This window comes from Methanolobus sediminis (genome assembly GCF_031312595.1).
Taxonomy (GTDB): domain Archaea; phylum Halobacteriota; class Methanosarcinia; order Methanosarcinales; family Methanosarcinaceae; genus Methanolobus; species Methanolobus sediminis.
In genome coordinates this window covers 2,603,687-2,628,322 of record NZ_CP133592.1, presented here as the reverse complement: position 1 = coordinate 2,628,322, position 24,636 = coordinate 2,603,687, and the positions used below count along the sequence as shown (strand labels likewise).

At 40.0% G+C, this 24,636-nt stretch carries 23 protein-coding genes; 12 read left to right on the top strand and 11 right to left on the bottom strand.

Annotation, left to right across the window (positions count from 1 at the left end; all coding sequences use genetic code 11):
- Positions 1-21 precede the first annotated feature (21 nt).
- From RE474_RS13005 to RE474_RS12995, 3 genes are all read right to left on the bottom strand, one after another.
- Complete coding sequence (locus tag RE474_RS13005) at positions 22-1,419, bottom strand: alanine/glycine:cation symporter family protein (RefSeq protein ID WP_369076079.1); 1,398 nt, start codon at positions 1,417-1,419, stop codon at positions 22-24.
- Positions 1,416-2,192, bottom strand: coding sequence for a DNA/RNA nuclease SfsA (gene sfsA, locus RE474_RS13000; RefSeq protein WP_309310787.1), 777 nt, complete (start codon positions 2,190-2,192; stop codon positions 1,416-1,418). The genes RE474_RS13005 and sfsA overlap by 4 nt, the downstream gene beginning before the upstream one ends.
- Before the next feature lie 140 nt (positions 2,193-2,332).
- A complete protein-coding gene (locus tag RE474_RS12995) occupies positions 2,333-3,013 on the bottom strand; it encodes a hypothetical protein (RefSeq protein ID WP_309310786.1) in 681 nt (226 codons plus the stop codon).
- A gap of 248 nt (positions 3,014-3,261) precedes the next feature.
- Between RE474_RS12995 and RE474_RS12990 the strand changes: the two genes are divergently transcribed.
- Both RE474_RS12990 and RE474_RS12985 read left to right on the top strand, forming a co-directional pair.
- Positions 3,262-3,675: an HIT family protein gene (locus RE474_RS12990; RefSeq protein ID WP_309310785.1), complete on the top strand. Its 414-nt coding sequence runs from the start codon at positions 3,262-3,264 to the stop codon at positions 3,673-3,675.
- A gap of 123 nt (positions 3,676-3,798) precedes the next feature.
- The gene (locus tag RE474_RS12985; protein ID WP_309310784.1) at positions 3,799-3,996 is read left to right on the top strand and encodes a helix-turn-helix domain-containing protein; all 198 of its coding nucleotides are present in this window, start codon (positions 3,799-3,801) and stop codon (positions 3,994-3,996) included.
- Positions 3,997-4,068: 72 nt separating this feature from the next.
- On the opposite strand, the gene RE474_RS12980 is transcribed toward RE474_RS12985, so the two are convergent.
- From RE474_RS12980 to RE474_RS12970, 3 genes are all read right to left on the bottom strand, one after another.
- The gene (locus RE474_RS12980; RefSeq protein WP_309310783.1) at positions 4,069-4,461 is read right to left on the bottom strand and encodes a secondary thiamine-phosphate synthase enzyme YjbQ; all 393 of its coding nucleotides are present in this window, start codon (positions 4,459-4,461) and stop codon (positions 4,069-4,071) included.
- A gap of 235 nt (positions 4,462-4,696) precedes the next feature.
- A complete protein-coding gene (locus RE474_RS12975; RefSeq protein WP_309310782.1) occupies positions 4,697-6,220 on the bottom strand; it encodes a S8 family serine peptidase in 1,524 nt (507 codons plus the stop codon).
- A 272-nt stretch (positions 6,221-6,492) separates the two neighbouring features.
- Complete coding sequence (locus RE474_RS12970; RefSeq protein WP_309310781.1) at positions 6,493-7,755, bottom strand: diaminopimelate decarboxylase family protein; 1,263 nt, start codon at positions 7,753-7,755, stop codon at positions 6,493-6,495.
- A gap of 327 nt (positions 7,756-8,082) precedes the next feature.
- On the opposite strand from RE474_RS12970, the gene RE474_RS12965 reads away from it, so the two are divergent.
- The 3 genes from RE474_RS12965 (at position 8,083) to RE474_RS12955 (ending at position 10,191) form a co-directional block, all read left to right on the top strand.
- A complete protein-coding gene (locus tag RE474_RS12965; RefSeq protein ID WP_309310780.1) occupies positions 8,083-8,625 on the top strand; it encodes an Hsp20/alpha crystallin family protein in 543 nt (180 codons plus the stop codon).
- Between the two features lie 571 nt (positions 8,626-9,196).
- A complete protein-coding gene (locus tag RE474_RS12960; protein ID WP_309310779.1) occupies positions 9,197-9,898 on the top strand; it encodes a pirin family protein in 702 nt (233 codons plus the stop codon).
- Positions 9,899-9,936: 38 nt separating this feature from the next.
- The gene (locus RE474_RS12955; RefSeq protein ID WP_309310778.1) at positions 9,937-10,191 is read left to right on the top strand and encodes a TfoX/Sxy family protein; all 255 of its coding nucleotides are present in this window, start codon (positions 9,937-9,939) and stop codon (positions 10,189-10,191) included.
- Here RE474_RS12955 and RE474_RS12950 read toward each other — a convergent pair.
- Entirely contained in the window at positions 10,176-10,907 is a 732-nt protein-coding gene (locus RE474_RS12950; protein ID WP_309310777.1) for an NAD-dependent protein deacylase, read from the bottom strand. The genes RE474_RS12955 and RE474_RS12950 overlap by 16 nt on opposite strands.
- A 317-nt stretch (positions 10,908-11,224) precedes the next feature.
- Here RE474_RS12950 and RE474_RS12945 point away from each other — a divergent pair, with 317 nt between their 5' ends.
- Complete coding sequence (locus RE474_RS12945; RefSeq protein ID WP_309310776.1) at positions 11,225-14,038, top strand: sensor histidine kinase; 2,814 nt, start codon at positions 11,225-11,227, stop codon at positions 14,036-14,038.
- On the opposite strand, the gene RE474_RS12940 is transcribed toward RE474_RS12945, so the two are convergent.
- Positions 13,992-15,926, bottom strand: a complete 1,935-nt coding sequence (locus RE474_RS12940) for a hydantoinase/oxoprolinase family protein (protein WP_309310775.1) — start codon at positions 15,924-15,926, stop codon at positions 13,992-13,994. The two genes, RE474_RS12945 and RE474_RS12940, sit on opposite strands and share 47 nt — an antisense overlap.
- Before the next feature lie 265 nt (positions 15,927-16,191).
- On the opposite strand from RE474_RS12940, the gene RE474_RS12935 reads away from it, so the two are divergent.
- The 4 genes from RE474_RS12935 (at position 16,192) to RE474_RS12920 (ending at position 19,200) form a co-directional block, all read left to right on the top strand.
- Positions 16,192-16,347, top strand: coding sequence for a hypothetical protein (locus RE474_RS12935; RefSeq protein ID WP_309310774.1), 156 nt, complete (start codon positions 16,192-16,194; stop codon positions 16,345-16,347).
- 174 nt (positions 16,348-16,521) lie between these two features.
- A complete protein-coding gene (locus tag RE474_RS12930) occupies positions 16,522-17,097 on the top strand; it encodes a helix-turn-helix domain-containing protein (RefSeq protein ID WP_309310773.1) in 576 nt (191 codons plus the stop codon).
- Positions 17,098-17,119: 22 nt separating this feature from the next.
- Positions 17,120-17,536 (top strand): acyl-CoA thioesterase, encoded by a 417-nt coding sequence (locus RE474_RS12925; RefSeq protein WP_309310772.1) that lies wholly within the window; start codon positions 17,120-17,122, stop codon positions 17,534-17,536.
- Positions 17,537-17,553: 17 nt separating this feature from the next.
- Positions 17,554-19,200 carry an AMP-binding protein gene (locus tag RE474_RS12920; RefSeq protein WP_309310771.1) on the top strand — a complete coding sequence of 549 codons (1,647 nt, stop codon included), beginning with the start codon at positions 17,554-17,556 and terminating at the stop codon, positions 19,198-19,200.
- 73 nt (positions 19,201-19,273) lie between these two features.
- Here RE474_RS12920 and RE474_RS12915 read toward each other — a convergent pair whose 3' ends face one another.
- Together RE474_RS12915 and nudC are read right to left on the bottom strand one after the other, a co-directional pair.
- A complete protein-coding gene (locus tag RE474_RS12915) occupies positions 19,274-21,190 on the bottom strand; it encodes a DUF2341 domain-containing protein (RefSeq protein WP_309312259.1) in 1,917 nt (638 codons plus the stop codon).
- A gap of 185 nt (positions 21,191-21,375) precedes the next feature.
- On the bottom strand, positions 21,376-22,281 hold the full coding sequence (nudC, locus tag RE474_RS12910) for an NAD(+) diphosphatase (RefSeq protein WP_309310770.1): 906 nt from the start codon (positions 22,279-22,281) through the stop codon (positions 21,376-21,378).
- A gap of 113 nt (positions 22,282-22,394) precedes the next feature.
- Between nudC and RE474_RS12905 the strand changes: the two genes are divergently transcribed.
- Positions 22,395-23,060, top strand: coding sequence for a 2,3-bisphosphoglycerate-dependent phosphoglycerate mutase (locus tag RE474_RS12905; RefSeq protein ID WP_309310769.1), 666 nt, complete (start codon positions 22,395-22,397; stop codon positions 23,058-23,060).
- A 327-nt stretch (positions 23,061-23,387) separates the two neighbouring features.
- Here the strand turns inward: RE474_RS12905 and RE474_RS12900 are convergent, their stop codons facing one another.
- On the bottom strand, positions 23,388-23,780 hold the full coding sequence (locus RE474_RS12900; RefSeq protein ID WP_309310768.1) for a thioredoxin family protein: 393 nt from the start codon (positions 23,778-23,780) through the stop codon (positions 23,388-23,390).
- Between the two features lie 458 nt (positions 23,781-24,238).
- Between RE474_RS12900 and RE474_RS12895 the strand changes: the two genes are divergently transcribed.
- A complete protein-coding gene (locus RE474_RS12895) occupies positions 24,239-24,559 on the top strand; it encodes a hypothetical protein (protein ID WP_309310767.1) in 321 nt (106 codons plus the stop codon).
- Positions 24,560-24,636 lie beyond the last annotated feature (77 nt).

Below are 24,636 nucleotides of genomic sequence, written 5' to 3'. Positions count from 1 at the left end.
CCAGACAGATAAGCACAATGCCTACTTTTCAGATTCAAGGGAGTTGAAATATTCTCTTGTTTCTGAGATCACTATTTTCCTGAGTGCAGCCAGTGCTATGAGATTTGGAATAGCCATGAGCCCATTGAAGATATCTGCCAGTATCCAGATAGCATCCAGTGTAAGGAAAGCGCCGATGAAAACCAGCACTACATAGATCATTCTGAATGGAAGTATCGCCTTTACTCCAAAAAGGAATTCTGTGCATTTTTCAGCATAATAGTTCCAGCCCAGAATTGTCGTGAATGCAAAGAACATCAAACCAATACCAACCACATAGCTGCCGATACTCAGCACGCTGGAAAAAGCCTGGCTGGTCATGTATGCACCGGCAAGTTCACCTTTCCATGAGTCTGTTATTATCAGGACAATTCCGGTCATTGTGCATATGATTATTGTATCAAAGAACGTACCTGTCATGGAGATTAAACCCTGTTTTGCAGGGCTTTTCACCTTTGCTGATGCCGCCGCTATTGGTGCACTGCCAAGGCCTGCTTCATTTGAAAATACTCCCCTGGCAACGCCAAATTGCATTGCCATCATTATAGAAGCTCCGAGAAATCCCCCGGTTGCTGCCGTTCTACTGAATGCTGACTGAATTACAAGAGAGAGCACAGAGGGCAGAGATCCGATGTTAAGTGCTATTATAACAACTGAACTGAGTACATAGGAGATCGCCATAAAGGGAACGATAAATTGTGCGACTCTAACGATGCTTTTTATCCCTCCTATGGTCACAAGGAATACCAGTGTCGAAATCACAATGGCGGTTTGCATGGAAGGAATTCCGAATGTGATCTTAACCGAGTCCACTATGGCGTTGACCTGTGTGAAGGTTCCGATACCCATACATCCTACGAATATTCCAAAGCATGCAAAGGCTTTTGAGAGGATACCGCTGTATGACCGGTCTGCAAGGCCGTTCTTGATATAGTACATGGGACCACCGGCAGCTTCTCCGTTCTCATCGAATATCCTGTATTTAACAGCCAGAGTACACTCTGCATATTTTGTTGCCATTCCGAAAAAGGCTGCCATCCACATCCAGAATAGTGCTCCGGGTCCACCCACTTTTATAGCTGTGGCAACACCCACTATGTTTCCAGTACCTATGGTTGCAGCCAGTGCAAGGGTGAGGGCTCCGAAACTGGATACATCACCCTTTACCCCATTTTCCAGTCTCTGCGAACCAAATACATATCGTAAAGCAAGAGGAAGGTGTTTTATTTGTATGAAACCAAGGCTGAATGTGAAAAAAACACCCGTACCTACGAGCAATATCAACAAAGGTGGGCCCCATATGAAGTTATCAACTGCTTTGAGATAGAATAAGAGTTTAGAAGAATTCACTATTGATAAAAAAATATCCACAAAGCTCATTCAATCAGTCCTGCGATGAGTCCTGTTTTCTCCAGGCAAAGCGGAATTTGTGACAGATAGTAAATGTTGTTGTTCTCAAAACAGAATTGCAATGGGAAGACCATAACACCTTTTTCTACCGCTTTTATCATCGTTTCTGTAAAATCAATGTCGATCTTCCGGTTAGGAGTAAAACACTTTGCATCAGATCTGAATACCAGTATGATGATAGCTGCATCATTTCCTTCATCCACAGCACGCATGAGTTCCTCAAGATGACGTTTTCCACGGGTTGTAGGAGCATCCGGAAAGACCGCGACATTATCCTCTGCCAGTGTGCAACCTTTAACCTCAACCCATGTCTTCTTCCTACCTTCTTCTAAAAGATAATCCAGCCTGCTGTCACCAAATCTCTGCTCAGGAATGATATTATCAATATTCCTTAACTTATCAATAATCCGGTTTTCCAGTATCCACTGAGATATCTGCCTGTGGAAAGCGGAATTGATAAGTATCCATTCCTCCCCGATCCTTCCGGCTATCATATCCCAGCCTGTTTTTCTTTTCGGATTGCTGGCTTTTCGAAGCAGCACCCTGTTTCCCGGATATAATATGTCAATGAGTCTGCCGGGGTCATGAACGTGTACCTTCTCCTGACTTTTGGTTCCGTTATCATCAATTTCTACAATGGCCAGAAAACGATTTGGTCTTTCAATTAGGATGCCTTCGGTATCTGTCGGAATTTCAAGGACTTTTTTGGGGTAATCGGTTGAAGAAGGAGGTTTTTGAGACATGGTTAATTATTCTAAGTTTTATTCAGATATAATTTAGTTAGTAATGTACCATATAAAAATGACTCTAATTGGCTCTTCGATATTTGAAGAAAAGAGAGTTAGTATAAATATTTAGGGAAATGGATAGATATTAAATCTATTCATCCCAATGCTTTTAATGTTGATAATGCTGCTTTCTTAATAAAGCCCTTGCACTCGATATTTATCAAGCCCTGATTTAGTGATGTTATGAAATATCCCAATGGATCATCACTCTTAATTATTGTACGAATGGTGTTTTCATTGCTGGTGAGAGTTACTGTAGGGTCTATTTTTTCACCTGATGAAAGCTTACTGAATTCTGTAATCAGACCGTCCTCTGTACAAACTTTGATTCTCAGTTCACTGTTATCATTCATGGCTATCTCAAGAAGAATGAGATCATTGCCCGCTATATTTTTGACAATTCCAGGAACTTCGTCAATACCACTATTGTAGTATTCAGTATATTTTTTCAGCAGAGTGAAAAGGTCTGTGTTAACTGTTCCTTTAGTGACCTGTGATGAACTTGTGTCAGAAGATGAAGCGGTGTATGTAGCATGTGACCCTGTGCTATGACCTGAATTGCTTCCTGAATTATACGTATTTGAGGATTTTATGGATGTATCCTTTTCAGAAATTGTGCTATCGAATGGACCAAGAATATCATGTTCATTGATCTCAACTTTGAGCTGATCAACGACCTCTGCCATGGACTGACTGGAAAACAGGATTAGAACGACAAAAATAGCTATAATTGGGATTAGTTTTTTTGACTTCTGTCCCTTAGTGTCCACTCTCATAATAATGTACAATATGTGTCGGGTTTAAAAGGTATATGTACATGAAATTGGCGATATATCGTCTTGGATGTACATAACTATAATAATAAATATAAAATGAATCTACTCTATACACCACAAATCAGACCACATGCCTGTTGTGGCAGAGTTTGAAAATGTACTGTAATTCAAGCAATTATTAGGTATTTATGCAATGTGCAACAACAATAATTAAATATCCAGAACCTCAAAGAAGGAGGGTGATACATATGGATTGTCTATTCTGTAAGATCGTTGCCGGTGAGATTCCCTCACATAAGGTCTATGAAGATGATTTTGTTTATGCATTTCTGGATATCTATCCCTGTGCAGAGGGACACACAATTGTGCTTCCGAAAAAGCATTTTGAAAAATTCACTGACATGAGTGATGATGAAGCTGCCAGCCTGTTTGCTTCAGTTAATAAGGTCGCAAAGACAGTTGGAAAAACGCTGGAACTTGAAGGCATGAATATCGGCATCAACAACGGAGAGCTTGCCGGGCAGACTGTGCCACATGTGCACGTTCACATAATCCCAAGGCGTGCAGGTGATGGGGAAGGTAACATGCACACCATTGTAGAGCTACACCCATCCACAGAGAACATTGCTGAACTTGCTGAAAAGCTCAGGAACTCATTTTAAGCAAACAGCTGACAACGATTCGAGATACGATAGATTATATATTGATAAAATAACGAAATCAATTGCATCAACTATTTATTTCACGATTCCCTTAATAGTAAAATAATTGTAGGAGAATAAAATATGGCAGATGATGAACAGAAAGTACTCGACGCACTTAAAGACGCAGGAAAGCCAATGAGACCAGGAGAGATTGCTGAAGCTACCGGTCTTGAAAGCAAAGAGGTCAGTAAGATTCTCAAAGCACTCAAGAGCGCAGATGCAGTCTGTACTCCAAAAAGATGCTTCTATGCACACGCTGACTACGAAAAGTCAGAATAATTAGAAATAAAAACCAATTACTTTTTTTACTTTTTAATTCAACAATATACTGGATAATCAAGTTCATGCGGCCTATTGACTACTTATCACAGTAACCGTGACCTCTCTTGTCCTTGGACCATCCATTTCTGCAAGGAAAATACTCTGCCAGGTTCCAAGCTGTAAACTGCCACCTATGACCGGAATGGTTTCACTGCTGCCAAGCAATACTGCCTTTAAATGGGCATCAGCATTGTTGTCAATTCGGTCATGGGCATAACCGGCATGTGCAGGGACGAGTTTCTCCAGCAAATCAAGTATGTCAGATACAAGGCCGGATTCATTCTCATTAACGATGATGGATGTTGTTGTGTGCTTTGTACTTATTAGACAGATGCCATTTTGTATTCCACTGGAAGCTACATATTTTCTTACATCATCCGTGATATCGATCAGTTCTATCCTTTTTCCAGTTTTTATTTGCATGCATATCCCTCTGATAAAGATGATATGGAACGATATTAATCATACCGGGCCATGAATCATATTCATAATATAAAGAATTGAAAAGTAGTATGTTCACATTATACTGATAATGGTTTTTGAAAAAATGATGCAACAATCAATACAACCTTCAATGAACATCAAAAGAGAAAAACATGAAAATAAGAAAAATGTCCCGGATATTATCCGGGAACCTGACTTTTTGTATGGAATATCACTACTTCAAGGAAACTGTAAAAGCAGCACTTGCAGTCAAATCACAGTCCTGACTGGAATCATACACATAACCATTAAGTGTGACACCACTCAATGTGAAAATGAAATTACCCAGGGGATTCTTCAACTGGGAGGACTGGAATGTAGCCTCGCCGTTTGAATTAGTCACAGCAGATACACTTCCTGATACAAGACCGCTCCAGTCACCTGAAACCGTTGCGCCGGATACAGGATTACCATCTGCGTCAACTACTGTAGCTGTTGCAGTTGCGTATGCAAATACATGTTTGTTTGCCTTTACAGTGTAAGTTGTGTCTACCGCAAGTTCACTGAAATGCATGGAAACTACATCACTAGCAGGTGTCTCGGTAGCAGGGTCTGTTACAGGTGTCTCGGTAGCAGGGTCTGTTGCAGGCTCCTCTGTTGCAGGTGCCTGGCCAAGGTTTGAAACTGCAGCATATGCATTCACAAGTCCGTATCCATAATAGTCATCCTTGCCTGTTGCACCAAGATCTGTAGCTGTGCTCTGGAGTCTTGCACGAACCTCTGCAGGGTCCCATTTTCCGTCTTTGTCAAGATCAAGGTTTGTTCCTGAAACATCTGTGTTAAGAAGGAGTGCTACTACACCGGTCACATGAGGTGTGGCCATGCTGGTACCACTCTTATAGCCATATGAGGAACCGGGCATTGTTGAGTATATTGATACACCAGGAGCTGACAGTTCTACCTGTGGACCATATGATGACCATGAAGCTCTGTTGTTGCTAGAATCTGTTGCAGCTACAGCGATAACCGAATCAAATCCTGCAGGATATATCACAGAACCACCGGTATTACCTGCTGCTGCAACTACTACAACACCACTTGCATATGCATTATCACATGCTGCTTTGAGTGTTGAGGAATATGAACCACCAAGACTCATTGTAATTACATCTGCATTGTTGTTCACTGCCCAGTTGATGGATGCGATTATGTCACTGTATGAGCAGTATCCGGTTGAATCTGCTGCCTTAAGAGCATAGAAACCTGTATTAGGAGCAACTCCAAGCACTCCTATCTCGTTGTCAATCCCAAGGATAGTACCAGCAACATGCGTTCCGTGGCTGTTATCATCCATTGGATTGTTGTCGCCGTTAACGTAGTCATATCCGCCAAGGTAATTTGCTGCAAGGTCTGGATGGGTGTAGTCTACACCTGTATCAATGATAGCAACTTTAATTCCATTGCCATCAAAACCAAGAGCCTGGGTATCAGGTGCATTTACTCTGTCAATTCCCCACGGAATCGTTTCTCCTGTGATCTGAGCGATTCCATCCTGCTCGATAAGTTCTACATTCGGGTTCTTTGAAAGGGCATCGATGGCCTTCTGAGGAAGTTCAGCAGCAATAGCAGGAACGATATCATATTCGTATTTTATGCTGCCACCGTTTGCCTTTACAAGCTGAGCATCGGGTTTGTTTTTGAATTGAATAAGGACAGGAATTTTTTCATTATCGGACGATACAGCACTTGCCGGTGCCACCAAAAAGGAAAGCGAAATAGACAAGATTAAAAATAACGTAATTGGTACTTTATTCATTAGATCACCAGTTTTTCGCCAAATGGTTCTAAATTATATAATGAAGTTGCACTTTTGCACTTGTACCTCCTAAACTCAATGGACATATATAAGTATGTTGTGATATTGTCATGAACATTCGTGTAAAAATAAGATAGTAGCGCGCTAATTCAAAAATAATTAATTATAAACCAATATTCAAAATTAAGTAGAAAAATGAATATTAAAAACAATATTCATTCAAAATCAGACAGTTTTTCAAAATCAAGGGTAGCAAAATAATCATCTATTGTTTCAGCTCTCCTTATCTGCACGAAACTACCATCAGGTCTTAGAAGGAATTCTGCGGACCTGAGCTTACCGTTGTAGTTAAAGCCCATAGCATGTCCGTGTGCTCCTGCATCGTGGATAACAAGGATGTCACCTCTCTCTATTTCAGGCAGCAGCCTGTCGATGGCGAACTTGTCATTGTTCTCACAAAGGGAACCTGTAACATCATAGAGCATCTCATGATTCTCATGTTCTTTTCCAAGAACGGTAATGTGGTGGTAAGCTCCGTAGAGTGCAGGACGCATGAGGTTTGCCATACATGCATCAAGACCAACATAATCCTTGTAAATGTGCTTCAGGTGGCGTACAGTTGTCACAAGGTAACCGTATGGTCCTGTGATGACCCTACCACATTCCAGGAAGATCTTCAATGGATGCAGACCGTTTGCCCTGATCGTCTCATCGTATGCTTCTGCAACACCCTTTGCAATAACATCGTATGGAACCTGTTCCTGTTCCGGCCTGTAAGGGATGCCAATTCCACCACCAAGGTTCACAAACTCGAACTTGATGTCAAGCTCCTTTGAAAGCTCTGCAATAAGCTCAAAGAGTATCTTTGCAGTCTCAATGAAATAAGCAGGATCAAGCTCATTGGATGCAACCATTGTATGCAGACCGAACCTTTTCACACCCTTCTCCTTCATCATGCGGTATCCGGTGAAAAGCTGCTCTCTTGTAAATCCGTACTTTGCTTCCTCAGGATTACCAATGATAGTATTTCCTTCCTTCAATGGTCCCGGATTGTAGCGGCAGCAGACTATTTCCGGTAATCCGGCTGATTCTTCCAGAAACTCAATATGGCTCAGGTCATCCAGATTAATGATAGCTCCAAGTTCCCTGGCCTTAATGAACTCCTCTGCAGGCGTGTCATTGGAACTGAACATGATGTCCTCACCTACAATTCCTGCCTTTTCGGAAAGCAGGAGTTCCGGAAGGGAACTGCAGTCAGAACCAAAACCCTCGCTCTTAAGCAACTTCATGATATATGGATTTGGAAGTGCTTTCACAGCAAAATATTCCTTGAAACCGTTGACAACGCTGAATGCCTTCTTGAGTTTCCTGGCATTTTCTATGATAGCCTTCTCATCATATACATGAAAAGGTGTCGGATACTTTTCGATTAACTCTGTAATCTCTTCCTTTGTGAATGGAACTTGTTTTGACACCATATAATTCCTCTTTAATCTCTGGTTCCTTACATCTCGGTACAAAGATAAATAGTTGATTGGAGAAATACTATGGATTTAATCTGAGAAAGAAGATTCAAAAATAGATGCAGTCTTCATATTTTTATTTTTGACCGTGAACTTAATTAGTAAATGAACACAAATAATAAGTATATAGAAAAAAGGGAGAATTAGTTTCACTTACTCTCTTTTTTCAGGCAGCCTCATTCAGAACGTAGAATATATATACAACTTGTTCGCATATTATAGAACAATCAAGGTTGCATCAAGCAGTAAAAACAGTAAATTGTTACCTTTGAATAGTCCGTAATGAACCCCGTTTCAGAAAAAGAGGATATAGGAATGTATGACAAAGATCATTACTCCGGTGATGACGAAGCGCCTGACAGAATAACAAGCATCGATGAACTGATTGAGCACATTATGAAAATGTTCTCCGGCAGCATCACAGAAGAAGACGGAAAAACTGTGATACGTGGTTTCACCATCATCGGGCAGCCAGGTAAAAAGCCTACTGTATTCGGATTCAATGGACAGCATGAATATGAGGATGATCTTGATTATGAAGATGATGATCGGGAAGACGACTTCTACATCTTCAAGCAGGAACCATTCATAGACATCTTTGAAACCGATGACAGGCTTGTCCTGCTTGCAGACCTTGGCGTTGAGGAAAAATATGTAGAATATTTCCCATATTGTTCCCATGTTGAGATAAATGTCATAACCAACGACACAGGTTATTCAAGGGTCGTCGACCTTCCATGTGGCGTAGACCCGCAAACCATGGTTGCAAGTTACAGGAACGGTGTACTTGAACTCACATTTGAACGTGCCGCTGATGAAGAATAAGCGGCTTTTTGACTATTTTTTGATAAAACATCATGAGTAAAATGGATGTTATTTAAATACCTATTAATTCTCAGTTATTTCTCTTCTTTAAAAGTAGTATCTTAAATATTGCCAAAATCAAAGGGTATAGAGCAATAAAGGAAGTTAGAAATATATTAAGAAATATCTTAGTATTATATTATTACCAATGTCGCAAACATAACTGCGGTAGTTATTAACTGTATAAGTGATGAAATCAAATCAGATGTGAAACGTATTTATAATACAATTAAATCAAAAACAAATATAGGAGGTGGTAATATGATGAAAATGAATTATCTAATAGGGAAATTTATTAAATATAGCCTTATTTGCATTGTAATCTTAACAGCCTCAACCACTTATTCTGATATTGATAGAACTTATGCAGCAAACGCTGCAGATTTACAAAAGTGATAGAGGGTTTAACTCCCTCTTTTGCGGCTTTTTTAAAAATTATGATTCTACGATAAATTACAGATCATAATTTCATTTCTCCAAAGTCTACATATCTTACTTCTACATTATAAGTTCCAAAACTGGTGATAATAATATGATAAAGGTAGTTAGAGCAGATGAAAGGCATTCCGTCGAAAACGATGCAATAAATGGTTACTGGATCTTCTCATATTCAGACTATCTGGATATGAAAAACACACACTTCGGAGACCTGAAGGTATTCAATGATGAGGTTTTAAAAGCTGGCAAGTTCTACAAACCGGAATCAGTTAACGATAAGGAAATCGTTACCATTGTCCTTGAAGGAGAGTTAAACCATGAAGACAGCACCGGAGCTAAGGAATTACTCAAAGCAGGTGACGTGCAGGTACTTTCAAGCGGAAGCGGGGTTACTTTCACAGATATGAACATGTCCGGTAAGGAGACACACCTTTTACGCATGTGGGTCGATCCTCTTATGCAGAACATGAAGCCTGCATGCAGGATGGAAAATTTTGACATTGAAAGCCGTAAGAATGAGCTTGTACCTGTGGCAGGTCAGGGATATCCCGGTGCAGTTAAACTCAGGGCAAACACAACAGTCCATATGTCAAAACTTGATTCCGGAAAAGTTATTGACCTGCTTACCGATGTTTCCAGATATGTTTTCATCTATGTACTGGATGGAGAGATCACAGCCTGTGGCGAAAAACTCGCAAAGAACGATCAGATTCGCATAAATCAGAATGATACCATAGTCATTGAAGCAGGCACAGATGCCTTTTTCATTCTGGTTGATGCAACCGGAAATTACTGATGTGAAAAATAAAAAGGGATAACAAAAGGAAAATCACAATGGGAGAACTTTCACAGCTCCCCAACATTGGCAAAAAACTTGAGGAACTCCTTGAACAGGCCGGGATAACAAACCCGGCTGAACTTCAGGAACTTGGAAGCAAAGAAGCCTTTGATAGACTTTTGCTCATCGATGAAACTGCGTGCATGAACAAACTCTATGCTCTGGAAGGTGCCATACAGGGTATTCGGTGGCATCAACTGTCAGAAAATGACAAAAAGTCCCTGAAGGAATACTATCATTCATTGAAATAAGATGACAGGTGATTGAAAAAGTCACCTAGCTCATCATATTTCAGGTATGCATATTCGTCCAGCGGTGTTGCCATATTATTAATGATAACGAGCTTTCCACCTCTTTTCAGTGAATAAAGCGGGAGGCTTGCTGCCGGCTGGACTACAAGTGATGAGCCTATTACAACGAAGAGATCTGCTTTTGAACTTGCTGCTATTGCATTTGTGATTGCAGTCTCATCCAGCATTTCGCCAAAGAATGTTATATCCGGTTTAATGAGGCCACTGCACTTAGTGCAACGGGGAACCGTCTCTTTTTCCAGAAGCTCACGAACATCATTATAGGAATAATTCTCTCCACAGGAAAGGCATTTATGAGTTGCAGGTGAGCCGTGTATCTCTATCACATTCAAAGAACCTGCTTTCTGGTGAAGCAGGTCGATATTCTGTGTAATAACAGATTTTAAGTAGCCTTTTTTCTCCATCATTGCCAGAGTCCTGTGTATAAGATTTGGCTCCCTGGTATCCAGATCATAAATGAATTCCCTGGCATGAGTATAGAAATATGCAGGATCTTTGTAGAAATATGCCAGATCAAAGATCTTATTGGCATCATATTTTGCATAGAGACCGTTGCTGCCCCTGAAATCAGGAATTCCTGAAAATGTGGAAATGCCAGCCCCACTTAAAAAGACACAATTATCAGATTCTTCCAGTAGATCAAGAAATCTCTGCATAAATGTAGTTTATCCCTTGGAAATATAACAGTTTTCTTCAATTGGTAAATATTGATCTTCTTATCGATCTTATCCATCGACAATACCAAATAAATATACAAGTGCAAATATGATGATATAAAAGCATAACGCCTGTGATAACGAATTATCTACATACCAAACAAGAATGGAAGAGAATTAATGTGAATTTCATAAAATTAAATATTTTTATCATTATAATTGAATGAATTTATATACTAAAAGGATTAAGCAGTGTTATAAAATCATTAGAATGTTGTAGCAGCAATCATATTTATGTGACAAAATAGTTGATATGGATGAAAAACAGAGCCAGAAATAAATTAGTATTGATGATCCTGTCCTTTTTAGTGCTTTTGGCAACTGCCCTGTTTCATGTTTATACCCTGGAGGGTGAACAAAAACTTATTTGGATGATATTTCTGGCAATACTCATCTGTTTTGTAATAGCTCACAATCTTAAAGTTACGACATTGAAAAAAGACCTGGAATCTGAAGTTCAAAAAAACAAAGATGCTCATGACAGGCTTATGGTAAAGTACAAAATCGAAAGTACATTATCTAAAATATCCTCTATGCTTTCCTTTGCCGATAACCTGGATGAGAAAATAGAAGAATCACTTGGAATGCTTGGCGAACTCTGCAATGCTGACCGTTCATACGTCTTCAGAGTTGTAGATGATGAAGACACTGTTAGCAATACACATGAATGGTGTGCAAAAGGTGTAAAGCCTCAAAAAGAGATGCTTCAGAACTTATCAGGTTCTGATTATCAGTGGTGGCTAAAGAAACTTACAGAAGAAGGAAACATTCACATAAAAGACATCGAAAAACTTCCTCCTGAAGCTAAAGCTGAAAAAGAACTACTCACAGGTCAGGATATAAAATCACTTATTGCACTTCCATTCTTTATAGAAAACGAGATTGCAGGTTTCATAGGATTTGACAACGTAAGAGAAACCAATGAATGGACAAAACAGGATATTGAAGTACTCACCACATATTCAAATTTGCTTGCCATGGCGTTCAGGAAAAACTCCATTGCAGAGGAACTTAATCTGGAAAGGCGGCAATTGTTATCAATATTTGACATCATTGATGAACCTGTATATGTATCAGATCCTTATACTTATGAAATATTGTATGTTAATAGATTCCTGAAGCAGATAATAGTTGAGAATCCTATTGGTAAAAAATGTTATCAAGTACTTCAGGGCTTGAATGAAACCTGTGATTTTTGTACTAATTCAATAATACTTAAAAATAGAAATCAGGCTCATAAGTGGGAATATCATAACCCGATTGCTGAAAGGGATTATCTTGTACTGGACAGGATACTAAAATGGACAGATGGCAGAGATGTACGTCTGGAAATGGCTCATGATATCACTGAAATAAAACAGGCTGAAAGGACTATTAAAGAAAACCAAGATAATTTCACGAAAATAATTGACAGTTCTCCGCTTCCCATAGCCATCATGAATTCTTTAGGAGAGTTTGAATATGCAAATCATAAATTCACTGAGATGATCGGTTACACAATTGATGACATACCAACTATCAGTAAATGGTGGGAAACTCTTTACCCTGATCCTGAATATCGCAAGAAAGTGCAGGAAAACTGGAATGAGATATCAAAAAGAAATGATAATGGAGCAAGTGCGGAAAGGGTCTTAAAATGCCTTGATGGAAGCGAAAGAGAGGTCGTTATCTATTTTGCAAGAACAAATAACAACACTGTATTCATAATTAATGACCTTACAGAGCTCAAGAAAACAGAAAAAGCTCTGATGGTTGATGAATCATGTCTTGAAACACTTCATGAATTAAGCCATATGAACGGATTTTCTATAGATAATATTCGTAATTTTGCACTGGTGGAAGGTATTAAACTTACAGGAAGCGAGGTAGGTGTTCTTGGATTCTTTGATGAAACCAAGAATCTGTCATCTGTGATCACTCAACCTGGTAACATATTGAAAATGCATGGTTTCGCTGAGAATGACCTTATTTCCGGACTTGAAAGTTGCCATCGCTGGGCAGAATTGCTGGAGAGCAAAAAGCCGCTTATAATGAATGAGCCAACTGAGATCGAACGTGCAAGATGCCCGGAAATATTCAAAAATATGAATATCATGTCATATCTGGCAGCACCAATAATCTATGAGAACAAAGTTGTAGGTCTTCTGGCAGTTGCGAACAAGAAAGATGATTACACAAAAAACGATGCAAGACAGATCTCGCTAATAACCCAGATGATGGGAGACATGATTCTGCTCAAGCATTCCGAGGATGAGCTGAAAAATTATAACCGTAAACTGGAAACCATTAACGATGAACTCAGGAAAGCTAACGATGAACTTCATTCCCTTGATGAAATGAAGAGCAATTTCCTGGCAACAATGAGTCATGAACTAAAAACTCCTCTTATCTCTATAATGGGATTTGGTGAGCTGGTTGGAGATGAGACACTTGGTCCGCTGAACAAGGAACAGAAAAGAGCCATGAAGGTTATGAACAGTAATTCCGGACAATTGAAACGTCTTATAGAATCTTTGCTTTTCATGAGTTCCCTGCAAGCCAGGAATTATGAATATGAATACTTAGAACTAAGACTTCCACAGATCATAGACAAAGCCCTTTCTGTAATTTCCATGGAAAACACAGATAAGCAACTTACAGTTGAGAACGCGATTCCTGATTCACTTCCATTTGTGAGCGGTGATTCAAATTATCTCAGTGAAGTTTTCATTCATCTGATCGACAATGCATTCAAATTCACACCATCCGGTGGCAGAATTATAATTACAGGAAAAAATGAGGAAACTGGAATACATATAATCATAGAAGATACAGGAATCGGTATACCTGAAACAAAGATTATGAAAACATTTGATAGTTTCTACCAGCTTGACGGATCATTGACACGCAGATATGGTGGTGCAGGTATTGGCCTGAACATCTGTAAAAGGATTACAGAAGACCATGGTGGTAAACTCTGGCTGGAGAGTGCGGAAGGTATCGGAACAAAGGTCCACGTAATCCTTCCTGCAATGAACAATGACGTCAATCCTTCAATATCATCATCGGATTTCCAATTCCTACAACAATGACCCTGGTCTCCAGTGGTGGATGTGACCAGTTGTCCGGTGAGATTGTTTTCTTTGAGACAGTTATTTTAGTGTCCTGTTTTAAGATACCACAACGCAGTTCATAATCAAGTACCAGGTCTTTGCCAGTATCTGTTGCAAATTCCACGGCATCCCCATAATTCTTGAAGCGTCCTCTGCCAACAGGAGAGAACACAAGGAAGTCCTCATCTGGATTCTCTAATGATGCAGGCGTAATCATGATCTCAACTCTTTTGACACCTTTGCCTGCAAGTGCTCCAACTGCATTTCCTACATCTGAAAATTCAGGAACGATAACTTCAGCATCAATCATAGAACTAAGTTCACTTTCATAAGCTCTGGAAGGACCGCCAAGCAACACAACCGGAATCTCAACCTTGAATTTTGCGGGGTATTTATCGTTAAGCAGATCAGCGATCATACCGACTGGATGATGCGGAAGAATATAGGACATAAGATCCGCTGCCATGTTCTTTGCCACAAGTTCTCTCACAAGTGTACAAAAATCATATTTTCCTTTTGTAGTATAACGTGCAAGATTAGCAGCACCAATCTCTGAAGCCTGCACATCCCATTTTGTATATATACCAAGAACATGCAATGCATCCGTAGGTGTAAAACCAATTCCCTGCACAAGCCTTTTTCGTGTTAAGGAATCCAGTACTCCGCCAGGAATATTCTTTCGAAGATCTGAAGTAATATCAGTGACAGAAACCGGCTCACTACCTATCATTGAGAGAACTTCGGTTTCATCCGCATTGAGATCTGAAGCCTCGTAGGCGGTCCTGACAAAGAATTTTGTTGGCTGGAGATTCTCATCCATACGATTTCTTGGCACAACCCTGCTCCTTTTGAGCTTGTTCAGGAAATCAGGATACATTGTTGAAGCAACACATAAAGGCAAGACTCTCCTGGGTCCCGCATGAACCTGAGTATCCTGAACCCATATGTGACTATCTCCACCTGTGGCTGAAGTTTCCATTTTCATAGCTCTTACACGGGTTTTCCAGCCGCCTACAATAGCACCGGAGCTGCTTATCTCAGGAACTCCATCACGAAGCATTGAAACATCAGTACTGGTTCCCCCTATATCGATAACAGCACATGTATCCATTTTTGACAGATATGATGCACCCAGAAGACTTGCAGCTGGGCCCGAGAATATAGTCTCAATGGGTTTTTCCAGCGCATCCTCTATATTATAGACCGAGCCATCACATTTGAGCATCAGAAGACGTGCATCAATCCCGCGTCCCCGGACATCTTTCACAACTGAATTTACAAACTGATAGGTGATGGGCATGAGTTGCGCATTAAGGACAGCAGTAACAGCCCTTTCATAGGCCCCAAGTTCCTGTGACAGTTCATGACCGCAAACTACCGGCATACCGGTCATCTTCATAATTAGCTCTTTGACCTGAACCTCATGTTCCGGGTTACGTGCACCGAAATAACCTGAAACTGCATAGGCAGATACTTTCATCCTTGTACTCTGGACAAAACTCTCAACCGCAGCCATATCTAATTCACAGGCCTCATCACCTCTTGTATCGTGTCCGCCTTTTACACAGATTATAAACTCAGCCGGAAACTCGGTCTGAGCTGGCTTTTCACCTATAATGATAAGAGCAACCGATGTACCGGTTCCTTCAAGCAATGAATTTGTGGAAAGAGTTGTGGAAACAGATACAAGATTGACGTTTTTAAGGAGCTCCTGATCCAGTGAATCAAGCACATTCTTTATACCTGCCTGAAGGTCAGGATAAGTTGTAAAAGCCTTTTTAGAATCAACTATCGCACCATCTGAGCCTCTTATGAGTACTGCATCCGTATATGTTCCACCTGCATCTATCCCAAGACCAAAATGCATCTCTTATCACCTTTTTTAAAAATAAGATTAAGTTCCAATTTATAGATTGTTGTGTGAATATTTAAGAGTATATGCTTCAAAAGATTTTTAAATACATCATCTCTTTTATAGTAGGGGATTAAAAATAAGAGTAAAAAGTATAGAGAAAGTTCTTCCATGCATTGCAGACCCATGGAAACTGAGGATCATTGCACATCTTGATGAAACACCTGATTTACCCCTGATATCCAAATATCTCGATGGGAAGTATTCGGAAGAACTTGGAATGGTAGCACTGAGAATTGGAGATAAAGAACTTAACTTTTTCAGGAATGCTCAGGTAACCATAAGAATGGTTGATTCTGAAGAAGAAGCTACTGAGCTTGTTAATAATATGCTGACTTCTGCTTACCACAAAGCAATGATATCCGGTGACTTATGAAATTGATGCTCAATGTTCTTTAGCTGGATATCTGAATTCTATAATAATCTGCGTCTGCCACTACATATTATTCAAAGATCATCTTAAATGTTCATGAAAAATCAATACTTTTTTAACTGAGCATACCGTAAGCCTAAGAACACGTTTTCGCGATAAAACCAAGAGGACAATACGATGGCTGATAAGAACATACTAGGTGGTAAAATCCGTCAGATACGTGAAATGCAGAACATGTCTGTGGAAGATCTGGCAAATAACAGTAATACAAGCGCAGAACTTATCAATAAACTTGAAGACGGGGCACTTGTTCCTTCACTTACTCCGCTCATGCAGATTGCAAGAGCACTTGGAGTTCGTCTTGGAACCTTCCTTGATGATGCACCAAATAATGAACCGGTAGTTGTCAAAAACGGTGAATCTGACAATGTTGTAAGATTTTCCGGCAACTGCGATACATGCGAGAACAGCACACTGGACTTCTTCTCACTGGCTAAAGACAAAGCTGACCGGCACATGGAACCTTTCATCATCGATGTTCACCCAGGGTCAGGTGAAGCAAATCCATCATCCCACGAAGGCGAAGAGTTCATTTACGTCCTCAGCGGCCAGATAGAGATCCTTTACGGCAAGGACCGTTTCACACTCGCAACCGGTGACAGCATTTACTATGATTCCGTTGTACCTCATCATGTGCATGCAGTCGGAACCGAAGATGCAAAGATACTGGCAGTCGTATATGCACCTTATTAATCAATACCAGAAGTAGATAAAAATGTTCAAAACAACTGTTACTCCACGATTCGGCGATATAGACGGACTTAAACACGCCAACAACATTGCCATTGCCATATGGTTCGAACAGGCCAGAAACCCGGTTTTCAGGCTGTTCACACCTGACCTTGACCTGAGCTATGAGAACTGGAAACTCATCATGGCAAGGACAGAATATGATTATGTAGGCGAGATGTTCTACGGACACGATGTTGAGATCATCAGCTACATATCAAGGATAGGGAACTCTTCATTTGTAGTTACACAGGAAGCATGGCAAAACGGGACAAAAGGAGCAATCGGCAGGTCAACAATCGTGCACTATGACTTTTTAAACAAAAAGTCTGAGCCAATCCCTGATGACATCAGGAAGAAACTTGAAGAGCACCTGCAGAATGAAGACAACAGTTGTAAATAGATCATGGAGATTTAATCATGCCTTTTACAAGTGATACGGTAGGTGACTTTTTCGAGAAACAGGTTATGAAAGACCCTGACAGGGAATTCCTCGTCTATCCCGACAGGGACCTGAGATTTACCTATAAGGAATTTGACGAACGTATCAATATGCTGGCCAAAGGCCTGCTTGAGATTGGAATCGGTAAAGGGGACCATGTAGGTATATGGGCAACAAATGTTCCTGAATGGCTGACCTTCCTGTTCGCAACAGCAAAAATTGGCGCAGTTTTCGTAACTGTGAATACGGCATACAAGATACATGAAGTAGAATACCTGATGAAACAGGCGGACCTGAAAGCCATAGCGATCATAGATGGTTTCAGGGATGTCAGTTATATCGAAACCATTTATGAGCTTGTTCCTGAACTAAAGACACAGAGCCGTAGAAATCTCAAAAGTGAGAACTTCCCTTGTCTGAAAAATGTTATTTTCATTGGTCAGGAGAAACATCGCGGAATGTACAGTACCCGTGAACTCCTGCTTCTTGGGCAGCACGGCAGTGATGAAGCCATCAGAAGCATAATGAAAACACTTGACAAGGATGAAGTCATCAACATGCAGTACACTTCAGGAACCACTGGTTTCCCTAAAGGTGTTATGCTCACTCATTATAATATCGTTAACAATGGATACTATATTGGAGAAAGGCAGAAGTTCACTGAAATAGACAGGCTTTGTCTCCCTGTCCCGCTCTTCCATTGTTTTGGAATAGTTCTTGGTGTTATGGCTATACTTACCCATGGTGGCACTCTTGTGATGCTGGAAATATTTGACCCTCTGATGGCACTTGCTGCTGTCCAGAAAGAAAAATGTACAGCCCTCTATGGTGTGCCAACTATGTTCATTGCAGAGTTCAGCCACCCGATGTTCAAGATGTTTGACCTTACATCCCTCAGAACCGGTATCATGGCAGGTTCACCATGTCCTATAGAGGCCATGAAACGTGTTATCAACGAGATGCACTGTAAGGACATCACAATAGCCTATGGACTTACTGAAGCATCGCCTGTGTTCACGCAGACAAGTACAGATGATCCAATAGAGCGTCGTGTAAGTACAGTGGGAACATCTATGCCTGAAATAGAGGTTAAGATAGTTGACCCGGAAACCGGTGAGACTGTCGGAACGAATGAGCAGGGAGAAATATGCTGTCGTGGTTACAATGTCATGAAAGGATACTACAAGATGCCTGAAATGACTGAACTTGCAATTGACAAGGACGGATGGCTCCACAGTGGTGACCTTGCAACCGTTGACGAGGATGGTTACTACAAGATCACCGGCCGTATCAAGGACATGATCATCCGTGGCGGCGAGAATATATATCCCAGAGAGATAGAAGAATTCCTTTTCACCATGCCAGGTGTCAAGAATGCCCAGGTCGTCGGTATACCGGATCAGAAATATGGTGAGATAGTCGGTGCATTCATAGTAAAGGAAGAAGGCTCTGACATTACAGAAGAGGATGTCAGGGACTTTGGTCTTGCAAGAATTGCACGCTACAAAGTTCCGAAACATGTATTCTTCGTTGAAGACTATCCACTCACTGCAAGCGGAAAAATACAGAAGTTCAAACTCAGGGATCTGGCTGTTGAGCTTCTGAAAGAGAAAAACGACCAGTGAGGAAATAATCTGAGATTTTTAAATTAAACCAGATTAAATTAAAAATTTAAAAGGAAAATGATGTGTAATTACATCATTCTTCTTTTGACCTTCTTTTTTGAATTAAGGAAATTGCTATTACTCCGACAATCCCTGCTATTGCCGACAATCCGGTGAATCCGGGAATACCACTGCTTCCACTGTCATCTTCTACAGGTGCTGCAACACTTGCATAAGCCTCGTAGTCCTCATAGACTGCTATGGATGTTCCCATGAATGCACTGTCGTCTGCATAATAGTCTTCGATGTCAGAAAGAAGACTCTGCACATCAGCATCAGTCTGGAAGTCCTTATTTACTGAAATACCTATGAGAGCTTTTCCTTCTGATACTCTTATCTCACCCATTCTGGAAGCCACGGAATCAATGATCTCTGACTTCGTATCCGGGTTTGAGTCTCCCTGTTCGTATGTCTGAAGGATTATCAGATCAGCGTTCTCAGAAACTCCTGAAAGGTCAGACAGTGTATAAAACGCAGGAATATCGACAGCAATTGCAAGTCCATTACCCGCCATTTTCCTGACATCTTCAAGCAGAAGCAGGTTCAAAGCACATGCACTATCAAGATCATCTGTACATGGATCAAGAGCTATATCCACACCATCAAATGCTGAAAGGGATTTGCTGTTGTAGTCAATCACCTCTTCAAGGACAGACTTCACATAAACGGAGTTATCCTCATTGGTATCACTGTTCGGGTCATTGAAGATCATTGCATAGACCTGCATATCATTGTCGTGTGCAGTCTTAACAAATCTCTCAAGATTCCAGATATCGTCTTCATTGGTTAGGACCATGATAGTGTTCAGTCCGCTGTCTTTCAGGTCAACAATAGCATTCTCGTCATAATCAGTTGTATTAAAAATGCGTATTGCAGTCATTATACCACTTGCAGGGGTTATGTTGATCCTGACAGGAGTCTCGACTACAGCTTCCTCATCAACGTCCTGAATTGAATTTCTCAGGGTTACAGTTGGTTCATCAGGAACATAATTTCGTACATAGGCATAATCAATAGATACATAACCCGTGTTATCTGATGTATCAGAGTACGAATTTGCAGATATGTAGACTTTCATATCAGTAATCGGAATATAGTTGTTCTCCTCTGTGGATACAATATCCATATTACTATCTTTGATACCATCCTTATACCAAGAAATTCTTCCAAGTTCATCATCCAGATACCAGGCAACACCAATAGTATACCAGTCACCTTCTGTTTCATCGATGTCTGTCAGGTCTGAAGGGTAATAGCGGACATCTGCTTTATCATTCTTAAGAGTCCAGCTAACCTTAGTCTCATTCTGAAGTTCGGATACGGACAGTATCTGGTTCTTGGTCTCTTTCTGAGGGTCAACAAATCCCTGTGTGATCACAGGACCTCTGCTGTCTTCTCCGGTAGTTGTTTTTGATCTTTTTACTACAAACATGGAGTTTATTGAAAATTCGTCTTCGGATTTTATGCTGGAAACGTCCTCCGGATGGAATTTAGGAACTATGAGTTTACAAACTCCATTAGAAACTTCCTGTTCTCCTCCACCCGTTGTGAATGAGTCCCAGTTTGCAAAAGCACTGGTTCCACTGAATGAATCAAAAAACTCAAATGTTCCGGAACCACTGGCAATATCACTTGCCTCAGGGTTACCATAATACATTGTGATAGTGGTACTGCTTCCGGCAGGAATAGAAGGTACTTTCACCCAAATTGTTGCAGTTTCCTTTTTAGCATTCCATTCTTCAATCCAATGTTTAAGCTGTGAATCACCGGATGTAAAACGTATATCCTGTCCTTCTAACTGGGCAAGAGAAAAATCAAAATTGGAGCTATTCAGAATTATTGGAACCTGATAATTTGTCAGGCTGCTATCTGAATTCTCTTTAATAATAATTTCTTCAGAATAGTTCCATTCACCGCCACCCGAATAAGTTAATGCTGCGCATGTTTGCACAAGTGCCAAACTGGTAATTAGTAACAAAATGATACAAATAAATCTCCTAAACATCATCATAACGCCTTCCTCATATGTTTTTGCTCTTTTTGACAAATGTATTCATGCTAATAATTTGTTATGAGATGCTATAAAGCTTGTGCACTAATATGAAAAAAACAATTAAAAAAGGTTTAAATTTATTCTCAGGAATGCCGATCAATAAAATATCTGATCAACTGTCCTGATATACTAGTCGTTCCGGGAGCATGAGGGATCTCATCTATCCTGTACCAGCCTGCATCTTCGATCTCAATGCCATCTATCTTAATGTCACCTTCTGCATGCTCAGCGGTAAACCCTATCATGAGTGAATCCGGGAAAGGCCATGGCTGGCTTCCAAAGTATCTGATGTTTTTAATTTGGACACCTACTTCCTCCTTTACTTCCCTGACAACAGCCTGCTCAATTGACTCTCCAGGTTCAACAAATCCTGCAATGATACTGTATCGGCCAGGTGGGAAATGAGGAGAACGTGCCAGCAGGACTTTGTCCTCTTTTTCGATCATGACGATTATTGCAGGTGATATTTTTGGGAAAGATGTGAAACCACATTCAGGACATTGTTTTGCTCTTTCTTCTTCTTTTATTGAGGTTTCACTGCCACACCTGCCACAATAAAGAGTATTTTTATCCCACTCCATAATATGGACAGCTTTTCCTGCAAGTGCGGTTAGTGTTTCTTCAAGAATGCCACTTAGTTCCCTGAGTCCGACAAAACAGGTTTTTTCACTGAGGTCACAGACATCTGCCAGAGATAGATTCTCGAAAGGGTTTCCAGATACCAATTCTCCTGTATCTTTTGAACCGTCAAGTTCCATGGAATAACATGATATATCTCTGAGTTCTCCGAGATACTGGGTTCTTATCCCTGAAAAACCAAGTTTCCCCATCTCTTTCATCAAAGGTAATCTGTAGTTTCCTTCCTCACCTATAAGTAATAACTCACGGTTCCTGAATGCAAAACAAAAGCTGTCACTCTTATCATCTTTCTGGGGTGGCCGGACCAGTGGCAGGAAATCCGCAGCCTGAATTGTGTCTTCTGAGCTCATAACTGGATGAATAGATGGCGGGCATATTTATCAACATTACCTTAAAACCTTAAACTTTTAATATGCAACCTGCAAAATACTATTAGGTAAATGGGAATAAATGGGATGATACGATGAATTATCTGATACTGGTAAGACACGGACAATCCAGATGGAACCTTGAGAACAGGTTCACCGGGTGGGTTGATGTACCACTTAGTGAAAAAGGGATCAAGGAAGCAATGGACTGTGCTGTTGAACTTGAGAACGTGGAGATAGATGTTGCATTCACCTCCAAGCTCATAAGGGCGCAGGAGACACTATTCCTTATACTGGCAAAGCAGAAGAAAAGTGGCATTTTCCTGCATGAAAGTACTAAAAGGAAGGAATGGTCACTGCATCCTGTCAGATTCGAGGATAACGAGATTCCTGTCTTTTCAAGCGATGCCCTGAATGAAAGATTCTATGGAGATCTGCAGGGACAGAACAAACAGGAAGCAAGGGAAACGTTTGGGGAGGAACAGGTTTTCATCTGGCGGAGAAGTTATGACATTAGACCTCCTGGCGGTGAAAGTCTTAAGGATACATATGAGCGCACAATTCCTTACTTCATAGAAGCAATCATCCCCCAACTTGAAAATGGAAAAAATGTAATCGTTTCAGCACATGGTAACAGCCTGCGCTCTGTGATTAAATATATTGAGAATATCAGTGACGAAGACATACCTAAACTTGAACTGGAAACAGGAAAGCCAGTATTTTACAGTTTCAACAACGGCAAATTCGTTAAAGATAAATAAATGAAAGAATAATGGTTTTGTAGAAATCTTTGCGTTTATATTAGTTCACCAAATCAGTTGACAATTAAAAAACAATGCAATCATCCGCCGAAGGCGGCACATTCCAATGCCGTAATATAAAAAAAATCAAATGAATTAGTGCAGTTATACTATCAATTCTACAGAAGTCCTGGAAGAAGTATAAGGTATTAGGAAAATTATTTTGCTTCATCTTGTCGGAAAACACCGGCTTCGCCGGACCCTTCGGGATCATTTCAGTTATTCACAATCTAAGATTTATCTATGATTTATCATAATAGCAGGATTTCTACAGAGCCAGAAGCTATTTCACTCATATGGAGACACTTCATCAGGCATCGGGGATGTATGCAGCACGCATTCATCACCATGTTTAATGAGTTCTTCGATGGATTGGCGGAGTATTGAAGGATAAACAAGACCCACCTGTTCTTTAATAGCACGTCCTTTACAGAAGAACTTAAAAGTTGGAGTTCCGCGAACACCATATTTTCTTGCAGTCAGAGGACTGTCAAGTCCGTTCATCATTACAAAGGTACATGATTTGTGAAACTCAATTGAATAATCCCTGAAATATGGCTCTATCTCCTTGCAGTGAACGCAGGTTGGCAGATAGAACATGACAACCATTGGTTTTTCCTGGTTTTTAATGAGCTCATCCCAATTAGAATCATTAGCTTCTAAAATATTATTTTCAGCCATTTTATCGCTCCCATAATAAGAGGCTACTTAAAGATATTAAAATGTTATCTTAAAATAAATTATCTTGGCATCATTTAGATAAATAAAATTTGTAAAATCGTATTGAGTTTCTCTGACAAGATATCATCTATATCATCACAAAATAGTATAGTTTAATTAAAAATTTATAATATGATTTATGATTTTTGAAGATAACTCAATATTGTATTTTGCAAATAATTTGATATGAAATTATCCAATGAGCTAAAATAATCAATTAAATCATAAAATTATAGCACTTGATTCGTAAATACTAATTATATTCGGTAATGTGGATATTATTATATACTTTTACATCCTAAATCAAAATGGGTTAATAAAATATACGCAGTATATTTAATTTAAGGAGCGAGCGGTGGGGCAATGACAACTCCTTTTGATTAGCGTGAGCTTTATTTTATGATTTGGGGGGCGATTACATGATTTTATGTGAATGTGGGGAGTTTGTAAAAAATTCAGTATTTAAAGAGTATATACCTTCTTCAGCAAGTCCTTCTACAAGAACAATAGGCCATGAAAAATGTGGTATTATATTCAATTTTATTGATGATACTACCTCTAAGAATTTTTCATCCAGAAAAGACTTGAAAGTTCTGGCTGGGCGCTTTGCAAAGAAAAACAATATGACTCTGGAAATGACTGGAAGATTTTTGCTGGAAGTTGACAGGCTAAAGTCTTGTGGGAACATGTATGATTATCTAATAATTTTAACTTCATTTAATAAAATGCAGGACAAGTGAATTATTGTGGAGTGAAAAGTAAGCTATCAAGATTCTTGTTAATGCAATGAGCTACAGTATCTTAATTGAACTGAATC

Coding starts and splice junctions, on each gene's coding strand:
- RE474_RS12955 (WP_309310778.1), top strand. CDS start 9,937: ATGGGAGAACTTTCACAGCTCCCCAACATTGGCAAAAAACTTGAGGAA.
- RE474_RS12995 (WP_309310786.1), bottom strand. CDS start 3,013: ATGAGAGTGGACACTAAGGGACAGAAGTCAAAAAAACTAATCCCAATT.
- RE474_RS12980 (WP_309310783.1), bottom strand. CDS start 4,461: ATGCAAATAAAAACTGGAAAAAGGATAGAACTGATCGATATCACGGAT.
- RE474_RS12970 (WP_309310781.1), bottom strand. CDS start 7,755: ATGGTGTCAAAACAAGTTCCATTCACAAAGGAAGAGATTACAGAGTTA.
- RE474_RS12940 (WP_309310775.1), bottom strand. CDS start 15,926: ATGCATTTTGGTCTTGGGATAGATGCAGGTGGAACATATACGGATGCA.
- RE474_RS12965 (WP_309310780.1), top strand. CDS start 8,083: ATGAACCCCGTTTCAGAAAAAGAGGATATAGGAATGTATGACAAAGAT.
- RE474_RS12950 (WP_309310777.1), bottom strand. CDS start 10,907: ATGCAGAGATTTCTTGATCTACTGGAAGAATCTGATAATTGTGTCTTT.
- RE474_RS12930 (WP_309310773.1), top strand. CDS start 16,522: ATGGCTGATAAGAACATACTAGGTGGTAAAATCCGTCAGATACGTGAA.
- RE474_RS12920 (WP_309310771.1), top strand. CDS start 17,554: ATGCCTTTTACAAGTGATACGGTAGGTGACTTTTTCGAGAAACAGGTT.
- RE474_RS12935 (WP_309310774.1), top strand. CDS start 16,192: ATGGTAGCACTGAGAATTGGAGATAAAGAACTTAACTTTTTCAGGAAT.
- nudC (WP_309310770.1), bottom strand. CDS start 22,281: ATGAGCTCAGAAGACACAATTCAGGCTGCGGATTTCCTGCCACTGGTC.
- RE474_RS12905 (WP_309310769.1), top strand. CDS start 22,395: ATGAATTATCTGATACTGGTAAGACACGGACAATCCAGATGGAACCTT.
- RE474_RS12990 (WP_309310785.1), top strand. CDS start 3,262: ATGGATTGTCTATTCTGTAAGATCGTTGCCGGTGAGATTCCCTCACAT.
- RE474_RS13005 (WP_369076079.1), bottom strand. CDS start 1,419: ATGAGCTTTGTGGATATTTTTTTATCAATAGTGAATTCTTCTAAACTC.
- RE474_RS12895 (WP_309310767.1), top strand. CDS start 24,239: ATGATTTTATGTGAATGTGGGGAGTTTGTAAAAAATTCAGTATTTAAA.
- RE474_RS12925 (WP_309310772.1), top strand. CDS start 17,120: ATGTTCAAAACAACTGTTACTCCACGATTCGGCGATATAGACGGACTT.
- RE474_RS12945 (WP_309310776.1), top strand. CDS start 11,225: ATGAAAAACAGAGCCAGAAATAAATTAGTATTGATGATCCTGTCCTTT.
- RE474_RS12985 (WP_309310784.1), top strand. CDS start 3,799: ATGGCAGATGATGAACAGAAAGTACTCGACGCACTTAAAGACGCAGGA.
- sfsA (WP_309310787.1), bottom strand. CDS start 2,192: ATGTCTCAAAAACCTCCTTCTTCAACCGATTACCCCAAAAAAGTCCTT.
- RE474_RS12900 (WP_309310768.1), bottom strand. CDS start 23,780: ATGGCTGAAAATAATATTTTAGAAGCTAATGATTCTAATTGGGATGAG.
- RE474_RS12960 (WP_309310779.1), top strand. CDS start 9,197: ATGATAAAGGTAGTTAGAGCAGATGAAAGGCATTCCGTCGAAAACGAT.